Annotated in this window: 15 protein-coding genes and 1 pseudogene; 12 read left to right on the plus strand and 4 right to left on the minus strand. The window is 70.0% G+C overall.

Annotated elements, in window-relative coordinates:
• The first annotated feature begins 71 nt into the window (after positions 1-71).
• From ftsW to NBW77_RS11485, 3 genes are all read left to right on the plus strand, one after another.
• Positions 72-1394 (plus strand): putative lipid II flippase FtsW, encoded by a 1323-nt coding sequence (gene ftsW / locus NBW77_RS11475; RefSeq protein WP_131747411.1) that lies wholly within the window; start codon positions 72-74, stop codon positions 1392-1394.
• Between the two features lie 518 nt (positions 1395-1912).
• Entirely contained in the window at positions 1913-2434 is a 522-nt protein-coding gene (locus NBW77_RS22815) for a 4Fe-4S dicluster domain-containing protein (RefSeq protein WP_131747424.1), read from the plus strand.
• A gap of 76 nt (positions 2435-2510) precedes the next feature.
• Entirely contained in the window at positions 2511-3743 is a 1233-nt protein-coding gene (locus NBW77_RS11485; RefSeq protein WP_250279676.1) for an aminotransferase-like domain-containing protein, read from the plus strand.
• A 24-nt stretch (positions 3744-3767) separates the two neighbouring features.
• Here NBW77_RS11485 and NBW77_RS11490 read toward each other — a convergent pair whose 3' ends face one another.
• Positions 3768-4766 carry an NAD(P)-dependent oxidoreductase gene (locus NBW77_RS11490; protein WP_250279677.1) on the minus strand — a complete coding sequence of 333 codons (999 nt, stop codon included), beginning with the start codon at positions 4764-4766 and terminating at the stop codon, positions 3768-3770.
• 51 nt (positions 4767-4817) lie between these two features.
• On the opposite strand from NBW77_RS11490, the gene NBW77_RS11495 reads away from it, so the two are divergent.
• The 3 genes from NBW77_RS11495 to murC (NBW77_RS11505) are packed head-to-tail and all read left to right on the plus strand — an operon-like array spanning position 4818 to position 7848.
• Complete coding sequence (locus NBW77_RS11495) at positions 4818-5234, plus strand: SDR family oxidoreductase (protein WP_242605928.1); 417 nt, start codon at positions 4818-4820, stop codon at positions 5232-5234.
• A 21-nt stretch (positions 5235-5255) separates the two neighbouring features.
• Complete coding sequence (murG, locus tag NBW77_RS11500; RefSeq protein ID WP_131747408.1) at positions 5256-6386, plus strand: undecaprenyldiphospho-muramoylpentapeptide beta-N-acetylglucosaminyltransferase; 1131 nt, start codon at positions 5256-5258, stop codon at positions 6384-6386.
• A gap of 37 nt (positions 6387-6423) precedes the next feature.
• Positions 6424-7848 (plus strand): UDP-N-acetylmuramate--L-alanine ligase, encoded by a 1425-nt coding sequence (murC, locus tag NBW77_RS11505; RefSeq protein WP_242605927.1) that lies wholly within the window; start codon positions 6424-6426, stop codon positions 7846-7848.
• A gap of 56 nt (positions 7849-7904) precedes the next feature.
• Here murC (NBW77_RS11505) and NBW77_RS11510 read toward each other — a convergent pair.
• Positions 7905-8186 (minus strand): annotated as a pseudogene (locus NBW77_RS11510) (Uma2 family endonuclease); the annotation flags it as partial.
• On the minus strand, positions 8113-8310 hold the full coding sequence (locus tag NBW77_RS11515; RefSeq protein ID WP_131747405.1) for a hypothetical protein: 198 nt from the start codon (positions 8308-8310) through the stop codon (positions 8113-8115). The gene NBW77_RS11515 and the pseudogene NBW77_RS11510, both read right to left, overlap by 74 nt.
• A 123-nt stretch (positions 8311-8433) precedes the next feature.
• On the opposite strand from NBW77_RS11515, the gene murC (NBW77_RS11520) reads away from it, so the two are divergent.
• From murC (NBW77_RS11520) to NBW77_RS11545, 6 genes are all read left to right on the plus strand, one after another.
• Positions 8434-9867, plus strand: a complete 1434-nt coding sequence (murC, locus tag NBW77_RS11520; RefSeq protein ID WP_131747422.1) for a UDP-N-acetylmuramate--L-alanine ligase — start codon at positions 8434-8436, stop codon at positions 9865-9867.
• Between the two features lie 363 nt (positions 9868-10230).
• Positions 10231-10512: a helix-turn-helix domain-containing protein gene (locus NBW77_RS11525; RefSeq protein ID WP_165486194.1), complete on the plus strand. Its 282-nt coding sequence runs from the start codon at positions 10231-10233 to the stop codon at positions 10510-10512.
• Between the two features lie 559 nt (positions 10513-11071).
• Positions 11072-11845 carry an ATP-binding cassette domain-containing protein gene (locus NBW77_RS11530; RefSeq protein WP_250279678.1) on the plus strand — a complete coding sequence of 258 codons (774 nt, stop codon included), beginning with the start codon at positions 11072-11074 and terminating at the stop codon, positions 11843-11845.
• The gene (locus NBW77_RS11535) at positions 11842-13143 is read left to right on the plus strand and encodes a DUF7224 domain-containing protein (protein WP_250279679.1); all 1302 of its coding nucleotides are present in this window, start codon (positions 11842-11844) and stop codon (positions 13141-13143) included. Before NBW77_RS11530 ends, NBW77_RS11535 begins: the two co-directional genes overlap by 4 nt.
• The gene (locus NBW77_RS11540; protein ID WP_131747399.1) at positions 13140-13766 is read left to right on the plus strand and encodes a hypothetical protein; all 627 of its coding nucleotides are present in this window, start codon (positions 13140-13142) and stop codon (positions 13764-13766) included. Before NBW77_RS11535 ends, NBW77_RS11540 begins: the two co-directional genes overlap by 4 nt.
• Before the next feature lie 224 nt (positions 13767-13990).
• Complete coding sequence (locus NBW77_RS11545) at positions 13991-15829, plus strand: hypothetical protein (RefSeq protein ID WP_131747398.1); 1839 nt, start codon at positions 13991-13993, stop codon at positions 15827-15829.
• Positions 15830-15843: 14 nt separating this feature from the next.
• On the opposite strand, the gene NBW77_RS11550 is transcribed toward NBW77_RS11545, so the two are convergent.
• The gene (locus tag NBW77_RS11550) at positions 15844-19356 is read right to left on the minus strand and encodes an ATP-binding protein (RefSeq protein WP_250279680.1); all 3513 of its coding nucleotides are present in this window, start codon (positions 19354-19356) and stop codon (positions 15844-15846) included.
• Between the last annotated feature and the right edge of the window lie 26 nt (positions 19357-19382).

The following is a 19382-nucleotide window of genomic DNA, read 5'->3' on the forward strand; positions in this document are numbered from 1 at the left end:
ACGGCAAGATGATCGTGATGGTGGCACCTGTTCGGGGAGGGGGAGTCGCAGCGTTGGCGGGTGGTGTCGGCATGACCGACGCGACCGGGGCGGGTACGCCCGCGTCCGGCGTGTCCGTCACGTCCGGAAAGCCGGAAAAGCCCGGACCGGGCGAGCGCCTTCTCGACGACGTCCGGGTGCCCGTGCTGGCCCGGCCGCTGGCGTCCTACTACCTTCTGCTGTCCTCGGCGGGCCTGTTGCTGGCGCTGGGACTGGTCATGGTGCTCTCCGCCTCCAGCGTGCGGTCCTATGACGAGCTGGGCTCCTCCTATGCCGTGTTCGCCCGGCAGGCCACCTGGGTGGGTATCGGCTTGCCCCTGCTCGTGCTGGCCAGCCGGCTGCCCGTGCGGGTGTTTCGGCTGCTGGCCTACCCGGTCCTCGTCGTGGCGCTGGTGCTGCTGGTGGTCGTCCTGGTACCGGGGATCGGCGTTTCGGCCTACGGCGCCCAGCGTTGGATCGGGCTCGGGCCGTACACGTTGCAACCCAGCGAGATCGCGAAGCTCGGTCTGGTGCTGTGGGGCGCCGACCTGCTGGTGCGCAAACGCAGGCTGCTGGGGAACTGGAAGCACCTGCTGGTCCCGCTCGTCCCGGGCGCTCTGCTGATCTGCGTCATGATCATGTTTGAGCCGGACATGGGAACCGCGATCGTGGTGCTCACGATCCTGTTCACCCTCCTGTGGGTGGTCGGAACGCCGCTGCGGGTGTTCGCCTCGATCGGCGGTGCGATTCTGCTGGCCGGCACTCTGTTGGCCGTGACCGAGCCCTACCGGCTCGAGCGGCTGCTGTCCTACCGCGATCCGTTCGCCGACGAGAACAACACCGGATTCCAGGCGGTGCAGGGCCTGTACGCGCTGGCCTCGGGCGGCTGGTGGGGAGAGGGGCTCGGCGCGTCCCGGGAGAAGTGGCCCGGCCTGCTCCCCAACGCCCACACCGACTTCATCCTCGCCATCCTCGGTGAGGAGCTCGGCCTGTGCGGCACACTGGTCGTCGTCATCCTCTTCGCCGTTCTCGGGTACGCCGGCATCCGGGTCGCCCACCGCAGCACCGACCCGTTCGTCCAGCTTGCCGCCGCCGCGGCCACCGGGTGGATCCTCGGCCAGGCGATGGTCAACATGGGCGCGGTGGTGGGCCTGCTCCCGATCACTGGGATCCCGCTCCCGCTGGTGTCCTTCGGCGGCTCCGCGCTGGTCCCGACGATGCTCACGGTCGGCATGCTGCTCTCGTTCGCCCGGCACGAACCCGCGGCTGCCGCGCTGATCAGTGCCCGGACGGCACTGCGACGAGACGCCCGGGAGGAGACCCGTTCCGGTCGTTGGCGCCGTCGTTCCCAGGCGGGTAAGAGCGCCCGAGGATAGGGCGGTTCCGTGTCGCGGCCGGTATCGCGGATGTGAGGTGTATCCGGCATCTTGACGCACAGACGCCTGTGGGAAAAAGTAGTTCACGTGTCAATCGGAATGCGTCTGATGCGACGACGCTGCGTGGATTTCGCGCGCAGCAGTAGTTGTCTGTGTCGTTAGGCGGTTTCCACCCCCGGTCTTTCGGTCGCTGACGGTGCTGACCGATACCGCTTTTCTTCGGTCCTTTCTCGGTCTGGTCCGCGTGTGGTGGTGACCCTCCGCGCGGGTTATCGGACAGGGTTACCCGTTGGGTGTCGCCGGTGACCGGGTAAGGATTCCATCCCCATTTTCTGCCCGTCCCCATCCCCATCCCCAGAACCTTTCCCGTGCCCGGGGACCGTGCGCGGCCTGAACGAGGAGCCCCGGTGGTACCTGGGACGAACCAGCCTGTGACACCGTGCTGGCCGGACCGGGTCTACACCCGGCTCGACCATGCCCCCGAGCAGGCTCGCCGACGTCACCGAGGGGATCGCCTCATGATCGAACTTGTGCTCGCCGACCGATGCACCACATGCAACATCTGCGTGCGGGTCTGCCCGACCAACGTCTTCGACGCGGTACCCGGTGGCGTGCCGGTGATCGCCCGGCAGAGCGACTGCCAGACGTGTTTCATGTGTGAGATCTACTGCCCGGTGGACGCGCTGTTCGTCGACCCGGACTGCGAGGGCCCGGTCGAGGTCGGCGAAGCCGAGATCGCCGCCACGGACTGGCCCGGCCAGTATCGCCGGGACTCCGGGCGGGGCCGGTGGCGCCACATGCACTCCAACGAGAGCTGGCGGATGGGGCCGATCTTCGCCGCGGCGTTCGAGGTCCTGGGCGTCCCCCGTCCACCGGGGATGGCATCGGGCAGGGACGTACCCGGGCCGGTGCCACGGTCCGCGTCCTGCGGGGTACCTTCCGACGAACGTGGTGTATCCGGCGCCGGTCCAGATCCCGCCGCGCCCGAGCCGGGGGACCGACCGCTCAACATCGCGGCCCTGCGGTACGGCGGCTCCTGACCCGGCGCGCCACACCGGCACCGGCTGGGCGTGACGGTGGGTGGTCCGGCATCCAGGCCGAGGAAAGGACTGGGCGATGAGCGACGAGTCGGTCGAGGCGATCCTTCCGGGACCGGTGCCGCTTGCCCGTCGGATGGGTGAGGTCGGGACGTGGGTGATGCGCGACCCGCTGCGGCTCGGCGATGTCAGCGACGTCATCTCCCTGGCTGGGGGCCTGCCCGCCGGGGAGACGCTGCCCGCCGCGGAGATCGGCGAGGCGGTGATGCGGGTGACGACGTCGAGGCTGGCAACGACCGCCCTGCAGTACTCCGCCGCGGAGGGTCTTCCCGTGCTGCGTGCCTGGATCGCCGGGCGGGCGTCGCTGCAACGGGGGCGGTCGGTCGCGGCGAGCCAGGTCGTGGTGACCGCCGGGGGGCTCCAGGGGCTCGACGTCATCGCCCGTGCCCTGCTCGACCCCGGTGATCTGGTGGCCATCGACGAGCCGGTGTTCCCGGGTTCGCTGCACTGCCTGGAGATGTACCAGCCGGAGTTCCTCTCGATTCCCGTGGACGACGACGGCCTGGACGTCGACGCGCTCGCTGAGCGGCTGGAAGGCGGCCTGCGCCCCAAGCTCGTCTACACGGTCGCGACCTTCCACAACCCGACCGGGGCCACGCTCAGCGACGTCCGGCGGCGGAAGCTCGCGGACCTGGCCGAGCGGTACGGATTCGTGGTGGCCGAGGACGAGCCGTACACCGCGCTGCGGTTCCGTGGTGATCCGGTACCACCGGTCGCCGCCTACAGCGATCATGTGATTACCATCGGGTCGTTCTCGAAGACGCTCGGACCGGGCCTGCGTGCCGGCTGGGTCGTGGTGCCGCCCGCGCTCGCGGACGCGGTGGTCCGCGCGAAGCGCTGGTCGGACCTGCACACCTCGACGCTGATGCAGTACGCCCTGGTCGAGCTGCTCGGCCGGGACGCCTGGTTCGACGAGCATCTGGCGAGGTTGCCGGGTGTGTACGGGCAGCGGTGCGCCGCCCTGCGCGCGGCCGTCGCCGCCCACCTGCCCGGGGTGCTGGAGGTCAACGACCCGGCCGGTGGGCTGTTCGTCTGGGGGCGGGTCGTCGCGCCGGGTCTGTCCGCGGACGATCTTCTCGACGCGGCGGTCCGCCGGGGGGTGAGCTACGTGTCCGGCCCGCAGTTCGCCGTGCACCATCCGGACCCCGCGACCATGCGGATGTCGTTCGCGGGCAGTTCCCCGGAACGCCTGGAACTCGCCGCCCGCCGGCTGGCCGACGCGGCCACGGCCGCGCTCGGCCAGCAGGCCTGACAGACAGGTACCGTCCGCGGCGGGTCAGTAGCCGAGGACGGGGTCGACCAGCCCAACCAGCGGCTGCCCGGCGCGGTAGCGCAGCAGGTTCTCCCGAAACCGCTCGGCGATCCGGCGTTCCAGGCGCGGAGACCAGCCCGAGACATGTGGGCTGATCCGTACCCGCGGGTGGTCGAACAGCCAGTGCCCGGCCGGTAGCGGTTCCGGCGTGGTCACGTCGAGGCTCGCAGCCCGGACCTGTCCGCCGTCGAGCGCGTCCCGCAGCGCGTCCTGGTCGACGAGAGTGCCGCGGGCGATGTTCAGCAGGTGCACGCCGGGCTTCACCCGGGCAAGCGCGGCGGCGTCGATGAGGTGGTGGGTTTCGGGTGTGGACGCGGCACTGAGCAGCACCGCGTCACTCACCGCGAGCAGGCTCGGGAGGTCGGGCAGTAGCTGGACACCGTCCACCGGGCTTGGCCGGTCCCGCCGCCGGACCGCCACGACATCGATCTCAAGAGCGAGGGCCTTGCGGGCCACGGCCTGCCCGATCTCGCCGAAACCGACGATCCCCAGCGTCGAACCGGCGAGCAGGCCGCCTTGCGGTGGCTGGAAACGGTCCACCGGAGCGCTGATCCACGGATCGACCCGGGTTTCGGTGAGCAGCGCGGCGATCACCCACTCGCTGATCTGCGTGGCGTGGATCCCGCGGGAGCACGTCACGGTGTGTCGTTCCAGCACCCAGGACGGGAAGCTGTCGACCCCGGCCGAGACGCTGTGCACCCAGTCGACCCCGGCGAACCAGGCCGGGGGCGCCGCGGCCTGCATCCCTGGGCCTGTCACCAGGATCCGTGGCTGGCGGGCAGGTTCCCCTTCGTCCGGAATCTCGATGATCTCGATGTCGACCTGGTCGGCGAGTGCCTCGTCAAGCGCGTGCCGGATACCGGCGCCCCACAGCGGCGACAGGAAGATACCCACCGCCGGTGTGTCAGGGCCGGTCCGTACCGGTACTCCAGCCTCCCGCGAGGCCGGTATGGTCACACTCATAGTCACGTCCCTTCGGTATTCGAAGCGCCCGCGGGTACCGATGTCATTCCGATGAACTCGACGGGCATGACGGTGCTCCTCATGCCGCGGCTGCGCGGTATCGGCATCGCCGCGGCGGGAGATGGGAACGACCGGGGGACCCGGGAGCCTTCCGGAAGCCGGTCAGGCGGTCGGTCGCGTTGGCCACGCCGCGAAGGTGACCCGCCCGAAGCGGACGAGCTCGGCCCCCACGGCATCAACGTCACGGTCGTGCATCCCGGTGCGACGCTCACCGAGAGTCTGGCCGCTCTGACCGCCGAGGACCCGCGGCGGTTCGCCGCCTTCACCGGGACCGTGTCGATCGGCCGGATCGTGACCGCGGACGAGGTGGCGGCAGTCGTGACATTCCTCGCGTCTTCGGTGAGCGTTGCCATCAACGGTGAGGTCATCGCGGCTGGTGGCGGGACCCGGGGGGCGATCCACTACTGAGGTGTGCCATCGTCGTCAGCGATGCTGAGGAGTGTGGTGCTCGCCGGCGGTGGCACGGCGGGCCATGTCGAACCGGCGCTGGCCGTCGCGGACGCCCTGCGGGCCGCCGACCCGCGGATTCGTCTGACCCTGCTGGGGACGGAGTCCGGGTTGGAGGCGAGGCTCGTGCCGGCCCGCGGGTACGAGCTGGCGACGGTGCCGAAGGTGCCGCTGCCCCGCAAGCCCACGCCGTCCCTGCTGACCGTGCCGGGCCGGCTCGCCGGGGCGGTCGGCCAGGCGTCGGCGACGCTGCTGCGGGTGCGCGCGGACGTGGTGGTGGGCTTCGGTGGGTACGTGTCCGTCCCCGCCTATCTCGCGGCGCGGCGGGCGGGCATCCCGATCGTCGTCCACGAGGCGAATCCGCTGCCGGGGGTCGCGAACCGGATCGGCGCCCGGTTCACGCCCTTTGTCGCGGTGTCCTATCCGAGTACGCCGCTGCGCGGCGGCCGGCTTGTCGGCATCCCGCTGCGCCCGGAGATCCTGAAGCTCGACCGGTCCCCGGCCGCGGCGCGGGCCGCGCGGATCAGTTACGGGCTCGACCCGCGCCGCCCGACGCTGCTGGTCTTCGGCGGTTCCCAGGGGGCCCGGCGGATCAACGACGTCATCAGCGCGGCAGCCCGGGAGATCACGGCGGGCGGGGTGCAGGTCCTGCACGCGGCCGGGCCCAAGAACGCCGACACGGTGCTCGCGGCACTGCCGCCGGACCTGGCCGCACCTTATGTCGTGCGTCCCTACCTGGACCACATGGCGTCCGCGTACGCGGCGGCGGACATGGCCCTGTGTCGTTCCGGCGCGATGACCTGCGCGGAGCTGGCCGCCGTCGGCTTGCCCGCCGCCTATGTTCCACTCCCGCATGGCAACGGTGAGCAGCGACGCAACGCCCTGCCCACCGTCGAAGCCGGTGGTGGCCTCATGATCGAGGATGCCGCGCTCTGCGCGGAGTGGGTGTTCGAGGAGTTGCTACCCGTCCTGACCTCGGCCGAGCGGCTGGCGAAGATGTCGGCGGCATGCGCCGGTACCGGACATCCCGATGCCGTGGATGTGATCGTTTCGATGATCCGGGAGGCCGGGGCGTCCCGGCGGCGACAACCGGCACGCCACGCGGCCCGCTGAACCCGGTACGGGGCGAGGGATGGGGCAAGATGTCACTGTGACAGCTCCGGCCCTACCGGACGAGTTCGACCGTGTTCACCTTGTCGGTATCGGCGGGGCGGGCATGAGCGGCCTTGCTCGGTTGCTGCTGCGGCGTGGTGCGTACGTGTCCGGAAGCGACGCCAGGGACTCGCGCCGGCTGGCCGCGCTGCGGGCGCTCGGCGCCCAGGTCGCGATCGGCCACGATCCCGGCCATCTCGGTGACGCCCGAACGTTGATCTTCTCTCAGGCCATTCCGGACGGGAACCCGGAGGTTGAGGAAGCGAAAAAGCGTGGTCTGTGCGTTGTCTCCAGGTCCGCCGCGCTCGCCGCGCTGATGCGGGGCTTCCGCGGGCTGGCCGTCGCCGGAACCCATGGGAAGACGACGACCACCCTGATGGCCACCGTCGCGTTGCAGGCCTGCGGAGCCGACCCGTCGTTCATGATTGGAAGTGACATCAACGAGGCCGGTTCCAACGCGCATGCCGGATCGGGCGAGATCTTCATCGCCGAGGCCGACGAGAGCGACGGCGGATTCCTGTTCCTCGAGCCCTTCGCGGCGGTCGTCACCAACGTCGAAGCAGACCATCTCGACTACTACCGCCGGCCGGAGGACATCGACATCGCGTTCACGCGGTTCGTCGACGGGGTTGACCCGGATGGTTTCGTGGTGGCCTGCCTGGACGACCCGGGGGCGGCCAGGCTCGTCGCCGCGCTGGGAGAACGGGAAGGCGCCAAGGCCCCGCGGGTCACCACCTACGGCGAGTCGGCGGACGCCAACGTCCGGGTGGAACTTCCCATGATCTCGCCCACCGGATCGACCTGTGAGGTGGTCGTCCGGGGCAGGCGCCTGGGAGAGCTCACCCTGCAGGTCCCCGGTCGGCACAACCTGTTGAACGCTGCCGGGGCACTGGCTGCAGGCCTTGAGCTCGGCCTGCCCGCAGCCGGCCTGCTGGAAGGGCTCAAGGGGTTCGCGGGCGTGCGCCGCCGCTTCGAGTCCAAGGGCACCGTCGACGGCATCCGGGTGATCGACGACTACGCCAACCATCCAACCAAGATCAGATCGGTGTTGCGGACCGCCCACGACATCGCCGACGGCGGCAGCGTCGTGGTCGCCTTCCAGCCCCACCTGTACAGCAGGACGGCGGCTTTCGCGTCCGAGTTCGGGGCCGTCCTTGCCCTCGCCGACGCGGTGGTGGTGATGGACGTGTTCGGCGCGGGGGAGCGCCAGATCCCCGGTGTCAGCGGCGCGATGATCGCCTCCCGGGTGCCGTTGCCCGCCGACCGGGTCGTCTACGAGCCGTCCTGGTCGGCCGCGGCGGGCCGGGTTGCGGCGTTCGTCCGCCCGGGCGACCTGGTTCTCACCGTCGGTGCGGGTGATGTGACCCTGCTCGGCGGTGAGCTTCTGCGCGTCCTCGCCGAACGCGCGTCACTGCCCGGCTGACCTCCGTAGTGGCGAGCCGGGCCGCCGTCGCGTTCGACCCGCCAGAACCGGGTAATCCCGGCGCGGGCGTATTCGCCCGGTTTGATCATACGGTCCAGGTTCTCCGATCCCGGGGAGACGACCTCCACCACGAGCAGCGTGTCGATCGGGTCGATCCACACGGCGCCCCGTGGGGCCGGGCGGCGGAGAACGAGGATGTCAGGGCTTCGGCCGCTGGAGGATTCGGTGATACGGAGGCCGGGGGTGGCCAGTACCCGGTCGGCGCTATGCCCGTTGGCGACGAGCCAGACCACGACCCGCGTGATCAGCGCGGCGTGCTCCGCGTCGGCCGGTGGCATGACCAGCAGGTTGTTCGTAGCGATGCAGTTCGTCGGCCGCGGCCAGCTCGCTCACGTCGTCCAGCGTGAGTGCCCGCCCGGGTAGTCGGACCAGCAGCGGGGACGTCGGACGCACGACCGTCATGCCGATCTCCCATCGCATGCCCGAGCAGTATCCGATCTTCAGTGTAGCGACGGGTGCGTGGAGCGGCGTTGGGCGGGCGTGGCCGTGGGGAATCAGGACCGGGCGTGGTGTTCACTGCCTGTCGTGACCCGTGAGAACTCTCAGCACGTGCGCTTCCTCGGAATCGCGGGGGCGGGTATGTCCGCGCTCGCCCACATCCATCTTGCCCGCGGCGGAGTGGTCAGCGGCAGTGACGCCCAGGACGCCCCCCGCCTGGACGCCCTGCGCGCGGCCGGCGCCCGGGTACGGGTGGGGACCGTCACCGAGGTGGGCGTGCTGGACGCGGAGCTCGACGGCGTGGACGTGGTGGTCGCCTCCAGCGCGCTGCCCGACGGTCATCCCGAGCTCGTGGCCGCACGCCGCCTGGGCATCCCGATCCGCCGTCGCAGCGAGTGGCTGCCGGAGCTGACCGCCGGCCACGACCTGGTCGCGGTCGCCGGCTCGCACGGCAAGACCACCACATCCGCGATGCTCGCGCTGGTGCTGCGCGCCGCGGGCATCGACCCGACCGCGGTCATCGGCGCGGAGGTGGGCCAGCTCGGCGGCAACGCACTGGTCGGGGCCGGTCGGGTGTTCGTCCTGGAGGCCGACGAGTACGGCGGGGCGTTCGAGAACCTCGATCCCGCACTCGCCGTCATCACCAACGTCGAGTGGGAGCATCCCGACCTCTTCCCGGACGAAAACGCCGTACGCGCGGCGTTCACCGCCTTCGCGTCGCGGGTCCGGCCGGGCGGAACGCTGGTGGTCTGCGGTGACCATCCCGGCGTCGCCACGGTGCTGGCCGGGCTACCCGAGCCGCACGCGAGGGTCGTCGACTACGGCCTCGAACCCGACCGGAGCTGGCGGGCGGTGGGCCTGGGCGCGACGCCGGGCGGAGGCGTCCGCGCAACCGTGCGCCGGGACGGCCGTGACGTCGGGACGCTCACGCTCGCGTTGCCGGGCGTCCACACCGTCCTGAACGCGCTTGCGGCGCTTGCTGTCGCGTCCGAGCTGGGTGTCGCCACGGCGGAGGCGCTCGCGGCACTTGCGACCTACACGGGTGCGGCTCGCCGGTTCGAGCTGGTCGGCGTGGTGGCCCCGACGGATCGTCACGGCCCGTTGGAGATCGTCGATGACTACGCCCATCACCCGACCGAGATCCGGGCGACGCTCGCCGCGGCCTGCCAGCGTGCCGGCTCGCGACGGGTGTGGGTGGCCGTGCAGCCGCACACCTTCAGTCGGCTGGCCGCTCTGATGGACGACTTCGCCGATGCGTTCGTCGACGCAGACCGGGTGTACGTCACCGACATCTACGCGGCCCGCGAGCACGACACGCTGGGCCTGCACGCCAGCGATCTCGCCAAGAAGATCTTCGTTCCGGAGACGACGTACTACGTGCCATGGGAGGAGCTGGCCGATCGACTCGCGACCGACCTGCGGGTGAGCCTGTCGGCCGCACCGGACGGCGTCCTGCTCCTGACGCTCGGCGCCGGGACGATCACCGAAATCGGCCCCCGCCTGCTCGCCTCATTGGGATGACCGCAGGTCATCCCAATGAGGCCTTGCTCGGAAGCCGGTCTCTCCGGAGGTCTCCGGGCGTGCGAGAGGAACAACGATCGCGTGCCCGTCGGTGGGGATTCCAGCAGGTACGCGCGGATGCCGTCGGCCGGTGTTCCGGACATCTGATGACGTCGATTGGTTTGTCTGATATCTTCTCCGCTAGTTGATGATGTACCCGCCGCGTAAATCGGTGTCGTAGCGTGTCGCCGCGGCGCAATTCCGTGTTGGAGGGCTTCCGTGAAAAATCAGGAACCTCTGTTCGGTAGTCGTCCCCCAGATAGTTCGGCGGATGTAGTAGTCTCCGCATTGGAGATTTCATCTCAGCCCCCGATGGAACAGCCGGTGCGGCTACCGGTCGTCGTACTCCTTGGGGTGGAGATTCGGCGGCAGAGGCTGGCCAGCGGTTTGTCGCAGCGGGAACTCGCGCGTCGGGTCGGGTTATCATCCCACAGTAACCTGGGCGACTATGAGCGTGGCGTCCGACTGCCCCCGCGTGACATTGTGACCGCGCTTGAAGCGGCGCTGGGTGCGGTCGACGGTGCTTTTGGCGCGCTCCATCGGCAGGCCCTCCTCGAACGAGCCGAGGCCTGGGCGAACCGTGCTCTGCGGGAAGGCTTGGAATGATCTCGGATATCGTGGCGACAGCGGCCGGAGACCGCTGCTCGCGACACGTGAACGGTCGGCGGTCGGTTCCTGGTCGGAGATTGGACCGATATTGGTCTACTCTGTGGAGAATTGCCGCCGTTCTGTGTTGTGCTCCTGATGTCCGGTTGTACCGCATCATCGAAGGGACATCAGATGGGACGGTTTCGAAGATCTGCAATTGGGGCGGCGATCTCGGGGCTGGCGCTCGTCGCCATTCCGTTCGCGGCGGCTCCGGCGCAGGCCGCGTCCGTCAACTGCAGTTCGTGGACGTCGTCCGGCAGAGCCTATGCGAACTGCACGGTCTACAGCGGTCAGGTTCGTGTCCGGGCGGACTGTTCGTACGCTCCCGATCTGTATTCGCCGTGGGTCGGTTCGGGTTCGTGGTACCTGTGGACGGGCCAGTGCCCGTGGGGTATTCGCGGGGCAATCATCGAGACTCGCTGACGAGGTCGCACGAGAATGCTGTCCGGTTCCGGCGGTGCGGTCGAGCTGGCATTGACCCGCACCGCCGGAACCGGCCGTCTCGCCCAGGCGTCTCATGACCGCCGTGTCGGCGGTCGCGGCAGGTATCCGTGTCCGTGGGCTCGAGTACGGATATCGAGACAGGAAGGTGCTTTCCTCCTTCAGTCTCGAGGTCGGGCCGGGTGTGCTCGGTCTGCTCGGCCCGAACGGAGCCGGCAAGACCACGCTGCTGCGGGTGCTTGCCACCAGCAGCCTGCCGCAGCAGGGTGCCCTGACACTGCTTGGTGTCGACCCACGAAACCGGCGTGAGCTGCGTGCGTTGAGGCGGCGCATGGGGTTCCTCCCACAGACCTTCGGCTACTTTCCGGGCTTCACAGTGCTTGAGTTCGTCGAGTACGTCGCGTGGCTACGTGAGGTGCCGCCCGGCCGGGTCCGGGAGCAGGCACGGGACGCGGTCGATGCCGTGGGCCTGTCGGGTTCCGCCGGGACGCGGATGGGCCGGTTGTCGGGCGGTATGTTGCGCCGGGCCGGAATCGCCCAGGCGATCGTGAACCGTCCGGAGCTGCTGGTGCTGGACGAGCCGACGACCGGTCTTGATCCCGAGCAGCGGGTCGACTTCCGGGTGCTGCTGCGGCGCTTCGGTGAGCGTGGTGTCGTCGTCGTCGCCACGCATCTCGTCGAGGACGTGGCCGCGGCATGTGACGATGTCGTCATCGTCCACGACGGCCGGGCGGTCTTTCAGGGATCTCCGGCAGAGATCGTCACACGGGGATCCACCGAGACGGCGGGGGACAGCCCCCTGGAACGCGGTTATATGACGATTCTCGCCGGGGCTCGGGGCGTCGGGTGAAGCGTGTGCTCGCCATCGAGCTTCGACGCAGCCCCGTGCTGCTGTTCGCTCCGTGGCTGCTCGCGTTCGACCTGGGCATGTTGCTGGCCACCAGGGACAGCCGCTACTGGGCGGGCGACTGGCACGCGACCAGTCTCGCGATCGCGTTCCCCGTCCTGGTGCTGGCCCCTGCGCTTGCCGCGTGTGCGGCGTGGGTGGCCGGGCGTGGGCGGCGGCAGGGTTTCGCCATCCTCGACGCCGTCATGCCACGCCCGGCTCGGCATGCGTCGATCGTGCAGTGGGCGGTCGTGGCGGGTGTCGGTGTCGGCATCTATCTGCTCGGCGCGGTCGTGGCCGGTGTGCGAACCGCCGCCGAGGCGAAGGCCGGCCATATCTGGCTTTCCTACGTCCTCGTCGGCGCGGTGTCGCTGCTGGCCTACTCGGCAGTCGGTTACTGCGCCGGCCGGCTGGTTTCGTCCCGCTTCACCGCGCCGATCTGCGGGCTCGCGGTCTTCGGCTGGCTGGTTGCCCTGTCAACGACATCTCCGCGCTGGCAGCGGCTTGCGCTGACGGCCACCGACCCGCTACTGACCTCGCCGGCTCTGGCGGCCCGTCCCGTGGTTGTCGGCGCGCGGGTCCTGCTGGCCGGCGCCGTCCTGGTGTGTGCCGCGGCGCTCGTCGGCGCAGGTCGGGGTGGTGGGCGCGCACGGGTTGTGCGGGTCACCGCCCCCATCGCCGGGCTCGCGGCCGTGGGGCTGGTGGTGGTCGGGTTCGGCGGTGACAACCTCACGCCGCGCGGCGCACCCACCGCGGGCTACTGTCAGGGATCGGCGCCGCGGGTGTGCCTGTGGCCCGAGCATGCGAAATGGGCGGACGACGCGGTGGACGTCGCCGGTCGGCTCGCCGTCGCGCTGCAAGGGGTGGCGACACTCCCACCGGTCATCAACGAGGCCGGGCTCGGCGGAACACCCACCGAACCGGCGGGTGTTCCCGCGATTGTGATCAATACCGTCCCGGTGACCAGGGGCTCCCTGATCACCGGTCTGGTTGCCGGGATCGCTCCGACTCCTCCGCCGGCCTGCATGCTGGCCAGTGGTTCGCAGCGTTTCGATTCGGAGCGTTTCGAACGGTACCTGTTGGTCGGGGCCTGGCTCACCTATCAGGGTTCAGGGAGTGTGACTGACAACATCCGACCTGACCCGGAGCGGTTCGCGGAGTTGCTGCGTGCCTCCCCGGACCGGCAGCGATCCTGGATTCGGGACAATATTCCGCTGGTTCGCGCCTGCGACCAGCCTGTTACCGGACCGTCCGGCCCATGATGCGGCACTATGTCATCTCCCGACAGTTGCCGCGTTACGGCACATGGTTGCTGGTGACGGGCATGCTCGCAGCGGTTGTGGGACGTGTCATGCTGACCGTGCCGAGCCTGCGGGGCGGTGATCAGTTCCTCCTTCCTCTGGATCTGGTACTACCGGCCGCTGCCGCTGCCCTCGTCGGCCAGACCACCCGGTGTTTCATGGCCGATCTCGAACAGGTGGCCGCACGCGCAATTCGCGCGGTCCGGCTCGGCCACGGACTCGCCCTGGTCGTTGTGGCGATCGTCGCCTTCCTGCCCGCTATGGTCTGGAGTCAGGAAGGTCATGGCCACGGTGGCTGGGCAGTGCTGCGTAACCTGATCGGCTACATCGGGCTCGCCTATCTCGGGGCGCAGGTTTTCGGCGCCGGGCTGAGCTGGGTTGTCCCGCTCTTCATCGCTCTGCTCTGCCCGGTGTTCGGTATACGGGGACGGGCGGTACCCCTCTGGTGGGCGTGGCCGCTTCAACCCGCCGGCTCCGCGACCTCATGGGTATGGGCCGGGGGCCTCTGCGTGGCGGGAGTGGTCGCCTTCACCGTGCGGGCCGTGCCGCAGACCGCGGCCGAGGACCCGCTGGACCTCGGTTGACCGGGGTATGTCGGCCAGCTGATAGTGACGTGGTCGATGCGCTGTGGGAACGTGCTCGGCGAAAGCCGAAGGGTCCGTCCGAGGCGCAGCTCGGATGCACGGTTCGGAAACACCGCCGATGGTCCGCACCGGGTGTTGTCGCCGGAGCCGACAGCGGATTCCGACGCGCTGACCGACGCGCTGACCGGCGCACGGGCCGAGGGCGTGATGGTATGAGGGGGATCATGAGCATTCTCTCCAGGTCGAATGCGGCACCGTCGGAGAAGGCGACTGATCTCGAACCGTTACCTCGCCCGGCACTGTGGTTGCGCGAGCGGTTCACCGGTTACCTGTCGACCCGGGTCACCGATCACGACTTTCAGGCGGGATGGTCCGCCGGCCAAAGATCGCGCGATCATGGTTTCTTCGGCGCGTCCGAAGGCCACGAGGATGTTCCCGGCCGCTCCGATGCAACATCGGTCGAACTGGTCCTCACCATCGGCTTCGACGACCTCGAGGCGCTGCTGCGTGACCACGGCATACCTGGACGCCCGTCGGGAAGCGTGCGGGTCCCGTTTCTGTCGCGTGACGAGCTGACGGTCGTAGGCGGCGAGTTCGTGCTCGTCGACCCCGACCCCGATCAGGTCGAGACGTGGCATGTGCGCTATCGGCTGGATCTGGTCGCCGACGACGGCGAGCGGTACGTGCTCGACGGTTTCAAGACGCTGCACGACCGTCCCGGGTTTGACGCGTGGTCCGACACGACAACCCTCTACCTGACCCTGCGTACGGCCGGTGGCCAGGTACTCGGCGCGGGAATCGCGCGGGTCGAGCGCCGTGACTTCCTGCGGGCGCTGCGCGCGGTCGAGGTGCGGGGCGTTGCGGACCCCGGCCGCCGCCGCAGATACGAACTCGCGGTCGCGAAGTTGTTCGCCGGATACCTGCTGCGGATCTACGGCGGTCCCCTGGACGAGGCCCGCCGCTTCCCCGCCGCCCCGGGCCGCTCCCCGGCCAGCCCACCACGCAGGCAGTTACGCCTCCCGGCTCCCGAGATCCGCTGGTGCGGCGCGGGCAGCCACTGGCACGAGGGAAGCGACGTGGGCGCGGACGGCTGGCTGCGTCTCATCCGTTACCAGGGCGGGACGAGGGGGCCGGTCCTGCTGGCATCCGGGTTCGGTATGTCGACCGGGGCGTTCCTGGCCGACACGATCCGTACGAACCTGACCGAGTTCCTCGTCGAGCACGGGTACGACGTCTGGCTGTTCGACTACCGCGCGTCCATCGACCTGCCCTCGTCGGCCAGCCAGTTCACTCTCGACGTCATCGCCACCGAGGACTGGCCGACCGCGGTCGCGGAGGTCCGGCGGGTGACCGGGGCAGCCGACGTCCAGGCGTACGGGCACTGCGTCGGCTCCGGTTCGCTGCTGATGGCGTTGGCGACCGGCAGGTTGCCCGACGTCCGTTCGGCGGTCTGTGCGCAGTTCCCGCTGCATCCGGTCACATCACCGTTGAACAGGTTCAAGACCGAGCTGCATGTTGGGGAGGCGCTCGGTGATCTCGGACTGAAACTCGTCCGGCCGGGTCGGTTCACCCTCCCGAACGTGGCCGTCGACCTGGCGTTGCGGGCGTTGCCGATGGCCGGACCCGAACGCTGCGGTCAGGCGCTGTGCCGCTGGATCAACGGCATCTACGGCTGCACCCACCGACACGCGCGGCTGAACCAGGCCACTCACGAGGCGCTGAACGACATGTTCGGCGTCGGGAACGTCACCGCGTTGCGGCACCTTGCGCTGATGATGCGGGGGAGCCTTGTCGTCGATGACGCCGGCCGGGACGTGTACACCAGGAACCCGGAGTTCCTCCGGCTTCCCATCCGTTTCCTGCAGGGGACGGACAACTACATCTTCCTGCCGGACGGATCCGAGCGGACCATGCACTGGCTTCGTGAGGCCAACGGCCCGGACCTTTACAGCCGCAGCCTCCTGCCGGGTTACGCCCACCTTGACGCAATCATCGGCCGGGACGCCGACCGCGACGTCTACCCGCTCATCACCGGCCACTTCGAATCCGACGGTGCGGCCTGACCGCCGGGTGGGCGTCAGCCGGTGGTCGTGCGCGCGGCGATCGTCTCCACCGCTTTGAGGCCCAGCTCGGCGGCTGTCGCGAGCGCTGCCTCCCGGAGCTCGCCGGCGCGTTCCCGGTCGCCGTCGCGGTCTCTCGACATGAGCACGCCTGCGTACTCCACCTGGGTGAGGGCGACGAACGGTCGAGATCCCATGGCCTGGTGGCGATGTAACGCCGCCTCCAGATGGGCGCAGGCGGTGTCCCACCGGCCGAGCGTCGCGGCGAGCGCGCCGAGGTGGTGGGTGACGGCACCGAGAAAACCGGCCAGACCGACCGTGGCGTTGTGCCGGGCCAAGGGAAGGGCCAGGTCGTAGAGGGCCTGCGCCCACTCCCGGTCACCGACCGAGGTGGCCGCCCGGGTGAACGCGACGATCGTCCCCCACCACAGGTAGTTCTCGTCCAGCGTGCTCGGGGTGTCCGGGGAGAGGGTCCGCAGGAGTTCCCGCACCTGGTCGTCCGCGCCCCGTTCGGCGTTCACCCATGCCTTCATCGCCGGCCAGACCTGCATCTCCGACCGTCGGGCGGCGATGTCGCCGATGAGCGACCCAGCCTCGCCGAGGCTGCCCCGCAGCCACCGGGTGGGAATCGCCTGGCCGACACCGATGAGGTCCGTCTGTGCATGGCCGAGCTGGCGAAGCCGGGCGTGCAGCTCGTCGGTGAGCAGTTGGGCCTGGTCGTAGCGTCCTTCGAGCGTGGCCACCGCCACGTCCCACATGGTCGCCATCCGCAGGAACTCGGGATGGCGAAGTTCCCGGGCGAGATCGGCCAGGGTGGCGGCGGTATCCGCGGCCAGTTCGAAGTCACCGCGTCTGAACCGCGCGGACATCCTGACCCGTAATCCCTCCAGGAGGAGCTCGTGGTCACCCAGCTCCCTGCCGAGCCGCAGGATCTCGGCAGCGGCGGTGAGCTGGTCGTCCACGTCCCGGGGGCCGTCCAGAGCCCAGCAACGGTGGCACAGGACGGCGGCGAGTGTCGCCGGGTCGTCCACCCGGCGGGCCATCGCCACCGACTGCTCGCAGACGGCGACCCGCTCGGAGTACGGCCGCTCGTGGTGCGCCCAGTGGGCGAGCCGGCCGAGCACCCTGGCCCGCGCGGCGCTGTCGGCCTCACCGAGGCGTTCGAGTGTCTCCTCAAGGAGGGCACGTGCCCGCGGGTCCGGGCTCAGCGCCGCCGGTAGGACGCCCCCGTAGCCGATGGCGGCGCGGATGAACTGCCTGTCCGCGCGGGCATCGCGGGCTACGGTCGCCGCCTGCACGAAACACGCGTCCCGCGCCGGGTACTCCCCGGCCCGGCCATGGGCATCACCGAGGGCGAGAAGCAGCTCGCAGCGCAGCACCGGTTCGCCGCTGTGGCGGTCCGCCGCCTCCAGCGCCCGGCGGTAGTGCAGTACCGCGCTGTCGAAGGCCGCCTCCTCCAGCGCACGCTCGCCGGCGAGCCGCGAGTAGTGGATTACCTTGTCCGCGACAGCGGCGTCGGCGCACGCCCAGTAGTGGTGGGCACGTTCGGCCGGGCTGGTGCCCGGACGCGTCGCCAGCGCGTCCGCGATCCGCCGGTGCAGCCGGGCGGTGCGGGTACGACCCAGGTCGTCATGCAGGACCCGGCGCACGACCGAGTGGGCGAACAGGTACCGCGCCGGTACGTCACATGCCTCGTGTACCAGGCCGGCATCCACGGCCTCGTCGAGCAGGTCGAGCAGGCGAACGTCATCGATCACGGCTGCGGTCGCGAGGACGTCGATGTCGAACTCGTGGCCGATCACCGACGCCGCAGCGAGCGCGGTGGGGCATTCGGGGGACAGCCGGCCCAGCCGCCAGCGCACCAGGTCCCGCACGGTCTCGGGGATCTCCACGGCCAGGTGGCCGGCAGGCCTGTCGGTGGAATCCGGCGAGAAGGCACCGATGTCCACGAGATGGCGCATCATCTCCGTGAGGAAGAACGGGTTGCCCGCCGTGTCCGCCTGCAGTTCGCGGGCCAGCTGGACGCCTGGTTCGGCAAGCTTCCCGCCGGTGACCCGACCGAGCAGCGTCGCGGTCTGCGCGGCGTCGAGGCCGCTCAGCTGGACCCGGCGGCACTCGGTGTCGCGGGTGAGCGTTGGCAGGAAGGAGCCCAGCTCTGCATGGCCGGTACTGCGATAGGTGGCCACGACGAGCAGGGGGGTTGCCCGCGGCATCCGCATCAGATGCGCCAGCAGAAGCAGCGAGGAGCGGTCCGCCCACTGCAGGTCGTCGAGGACGATGAGCACGGGGCGCCGGGAGGCCATCGCGCGCAGCCAGCCGTCCAGGGCTTCGAACAGGCGATACCGTTCGGCCTCGGGGTTGCCGGGCAGGGGGGCGCCGACCACGCCGATGCGCTCGGCGACCTCGGGGAACAACCGGGAGATCTCGTCGGCGTGCCCGCGCAGCTCGGCACGCAGCACGGGCCTCGGGCAGGTGCGGGAGTACTCACCCAACGCCTCCCGGTAGGCCTGGTAGGGGGCGAGGACCTCCTCGTCCCAGCGGCCGTGCAGGACGAGCCCCCCGTCGCCGCGCGCCGTCCTCGCCACCTGCGCAGCCAGGGTCGTCTTTCCGATGCCGGGCTCCCCGCTGATCAGCGCGAGTACCCGGTGTCCCGAGCGGGCGCGGTCCCACGCCTCCCGCAGGACCCGCAGTTCCGACACGCGGCCGACAAAGGCGGTGCCCGCCATGGTGTGCAGCCATCCGAGGGGGGAGCCGTCCGGATGCTCGATGCCATCCGAACCATCCGAACCATCCGAACCGGACGGACCGGTGGCCGGACCGGTCGGCATCGAGGAGTCGGGGGTTCGCAGCGGGGGAAACGTGTCGGCCAGGCCGGGCACTACCAGCTGCCAGATCCGTTCGGCCCGGTCGAAGTCCTTCAGCCAGTGCTCGCCCAGGTAGCGCACGTCGAAGCCGGCGGCCAGGCCGTCCTCGACGAGCGAGTGTGTGGTTTCCGACAGCAGTACCTGGCCGCCGTGCCCGGCCGAGCACAGGCGGGCTGCCCGGTGTATACCGAGCCCGATGAAACGGCCGGTCCACGCGGTCGGTTCGGTGGTGTGGATTCCCATTCGGACGCGAACCCGAGCGCCGGGCGGCCAGGGGTGCGCCGCAAGCGCCTGCTGGGCCGCGACGGCAGCCGCCACCGCGTCCTTCGACGTGCGGAACATGACGAAGAACGAATCGCCCTGGGTGTCGATCTCCCGGCCGCCGACCGCTTCGAAGGCGTGACGCTGCAGGTGTTGGCATTCGGCCAGGATCGTCCCGTAGAGCTCGCCGTACTTACGGACAAGCCGGGTCGAACCCTCGATGTCGGTGAACAGCACCGTCACGGTGCCCGCGGACTCCGGGTCGGCGAAGGAGACGGCCTGCTGCTCGTCCGCGTCGGCTTTCCGGGAACGGGCCACCAGTCGTATCCGTCGACCGGGTTGCGTAGCGATCTCGTCCATGGCATGCGGCTGGTCGGCTGATCCGGAGGCGCTGGTACCAGCCACTTCACGTCCCCCCTGGGTTTCCTGGG

This window comes from Frankia sp. Cppng1_Ct_nod (assembly GCF_920656135.1).
GTDB lineage: Bacteria > Actinomycetota > Actinomycetes > Frankiales > Frankiaceae > Protofrankia > Protofrankia meridionalis.

Coding starts and splice junctions, on each gene's coding strand:
- ftsW (WP_131747411.1), top strand. CDS start 72: ATGACCGACGCGACCGGGGCGGGTACGCCCGCGTCCGGCGTGTCCGTC.
- NBW77_RS22815 (WP_131747424.1), top strand. CDS start 1,913: ATGATCGAACTTGTGCTCGCCGACCGATGCACCACATGCAACATCTGC.
- NBW77_RS11485 (WP_250279676.1), top strand. CDS start 2,511: ATGAGCGACGAGTCGGTCGAGGCGATCCTTCCGGGACCGGTGCCGCTT.
- NBW77_RS11490 (WP_250279677.1), bottom strand. CDS start 4,766: ATGAGTGTGACCATACCGGCCTCGCGGGAGGCTGGAGTACCGGTACGG.
- NBW77_RS11495 (WP_242605928.1), top strand. CDS start 4,818: ATGAACTCGACGGGCATGACGGTGCTCCTCATGCCGCGGCTGCGCGGT.
- murG (WP_131747408.1), top strand. CDS start 5,256: ATGCTGAGGAGTGTGGTGCTCGCCGGCGGTGGCACGGCGGGCCATGTC.
- NBW77_RS11515 (WP_131747405.1), bottom strand. CDS start 8,310: ATGACGGTCGTGCGTCCGACGTCCCCGCTGCTGGTCCGACTACCCGGG.
- NBW77_RS11530 (WP_250279678.1), top strand. CDS start 11,072: ATGACCGCCGTGTCGGCGGTCGCGGCAGGTATCCGTGTCCGTGGGCTC.
- NBW77_RS11540 (WP_131747399.1), top strand. CDS start 13,140: ATGATGCGGCACTATGTCATCTCCCGACAGTTGCCGCGTTACGGCACA.
- NBW77_RS11545 (WP_131747398.1), top strand. CDS start 13,991: ATGAGCATTCTCTCCAGGTCGAATGCGGCACCGTCGGAGAAGGCGACT.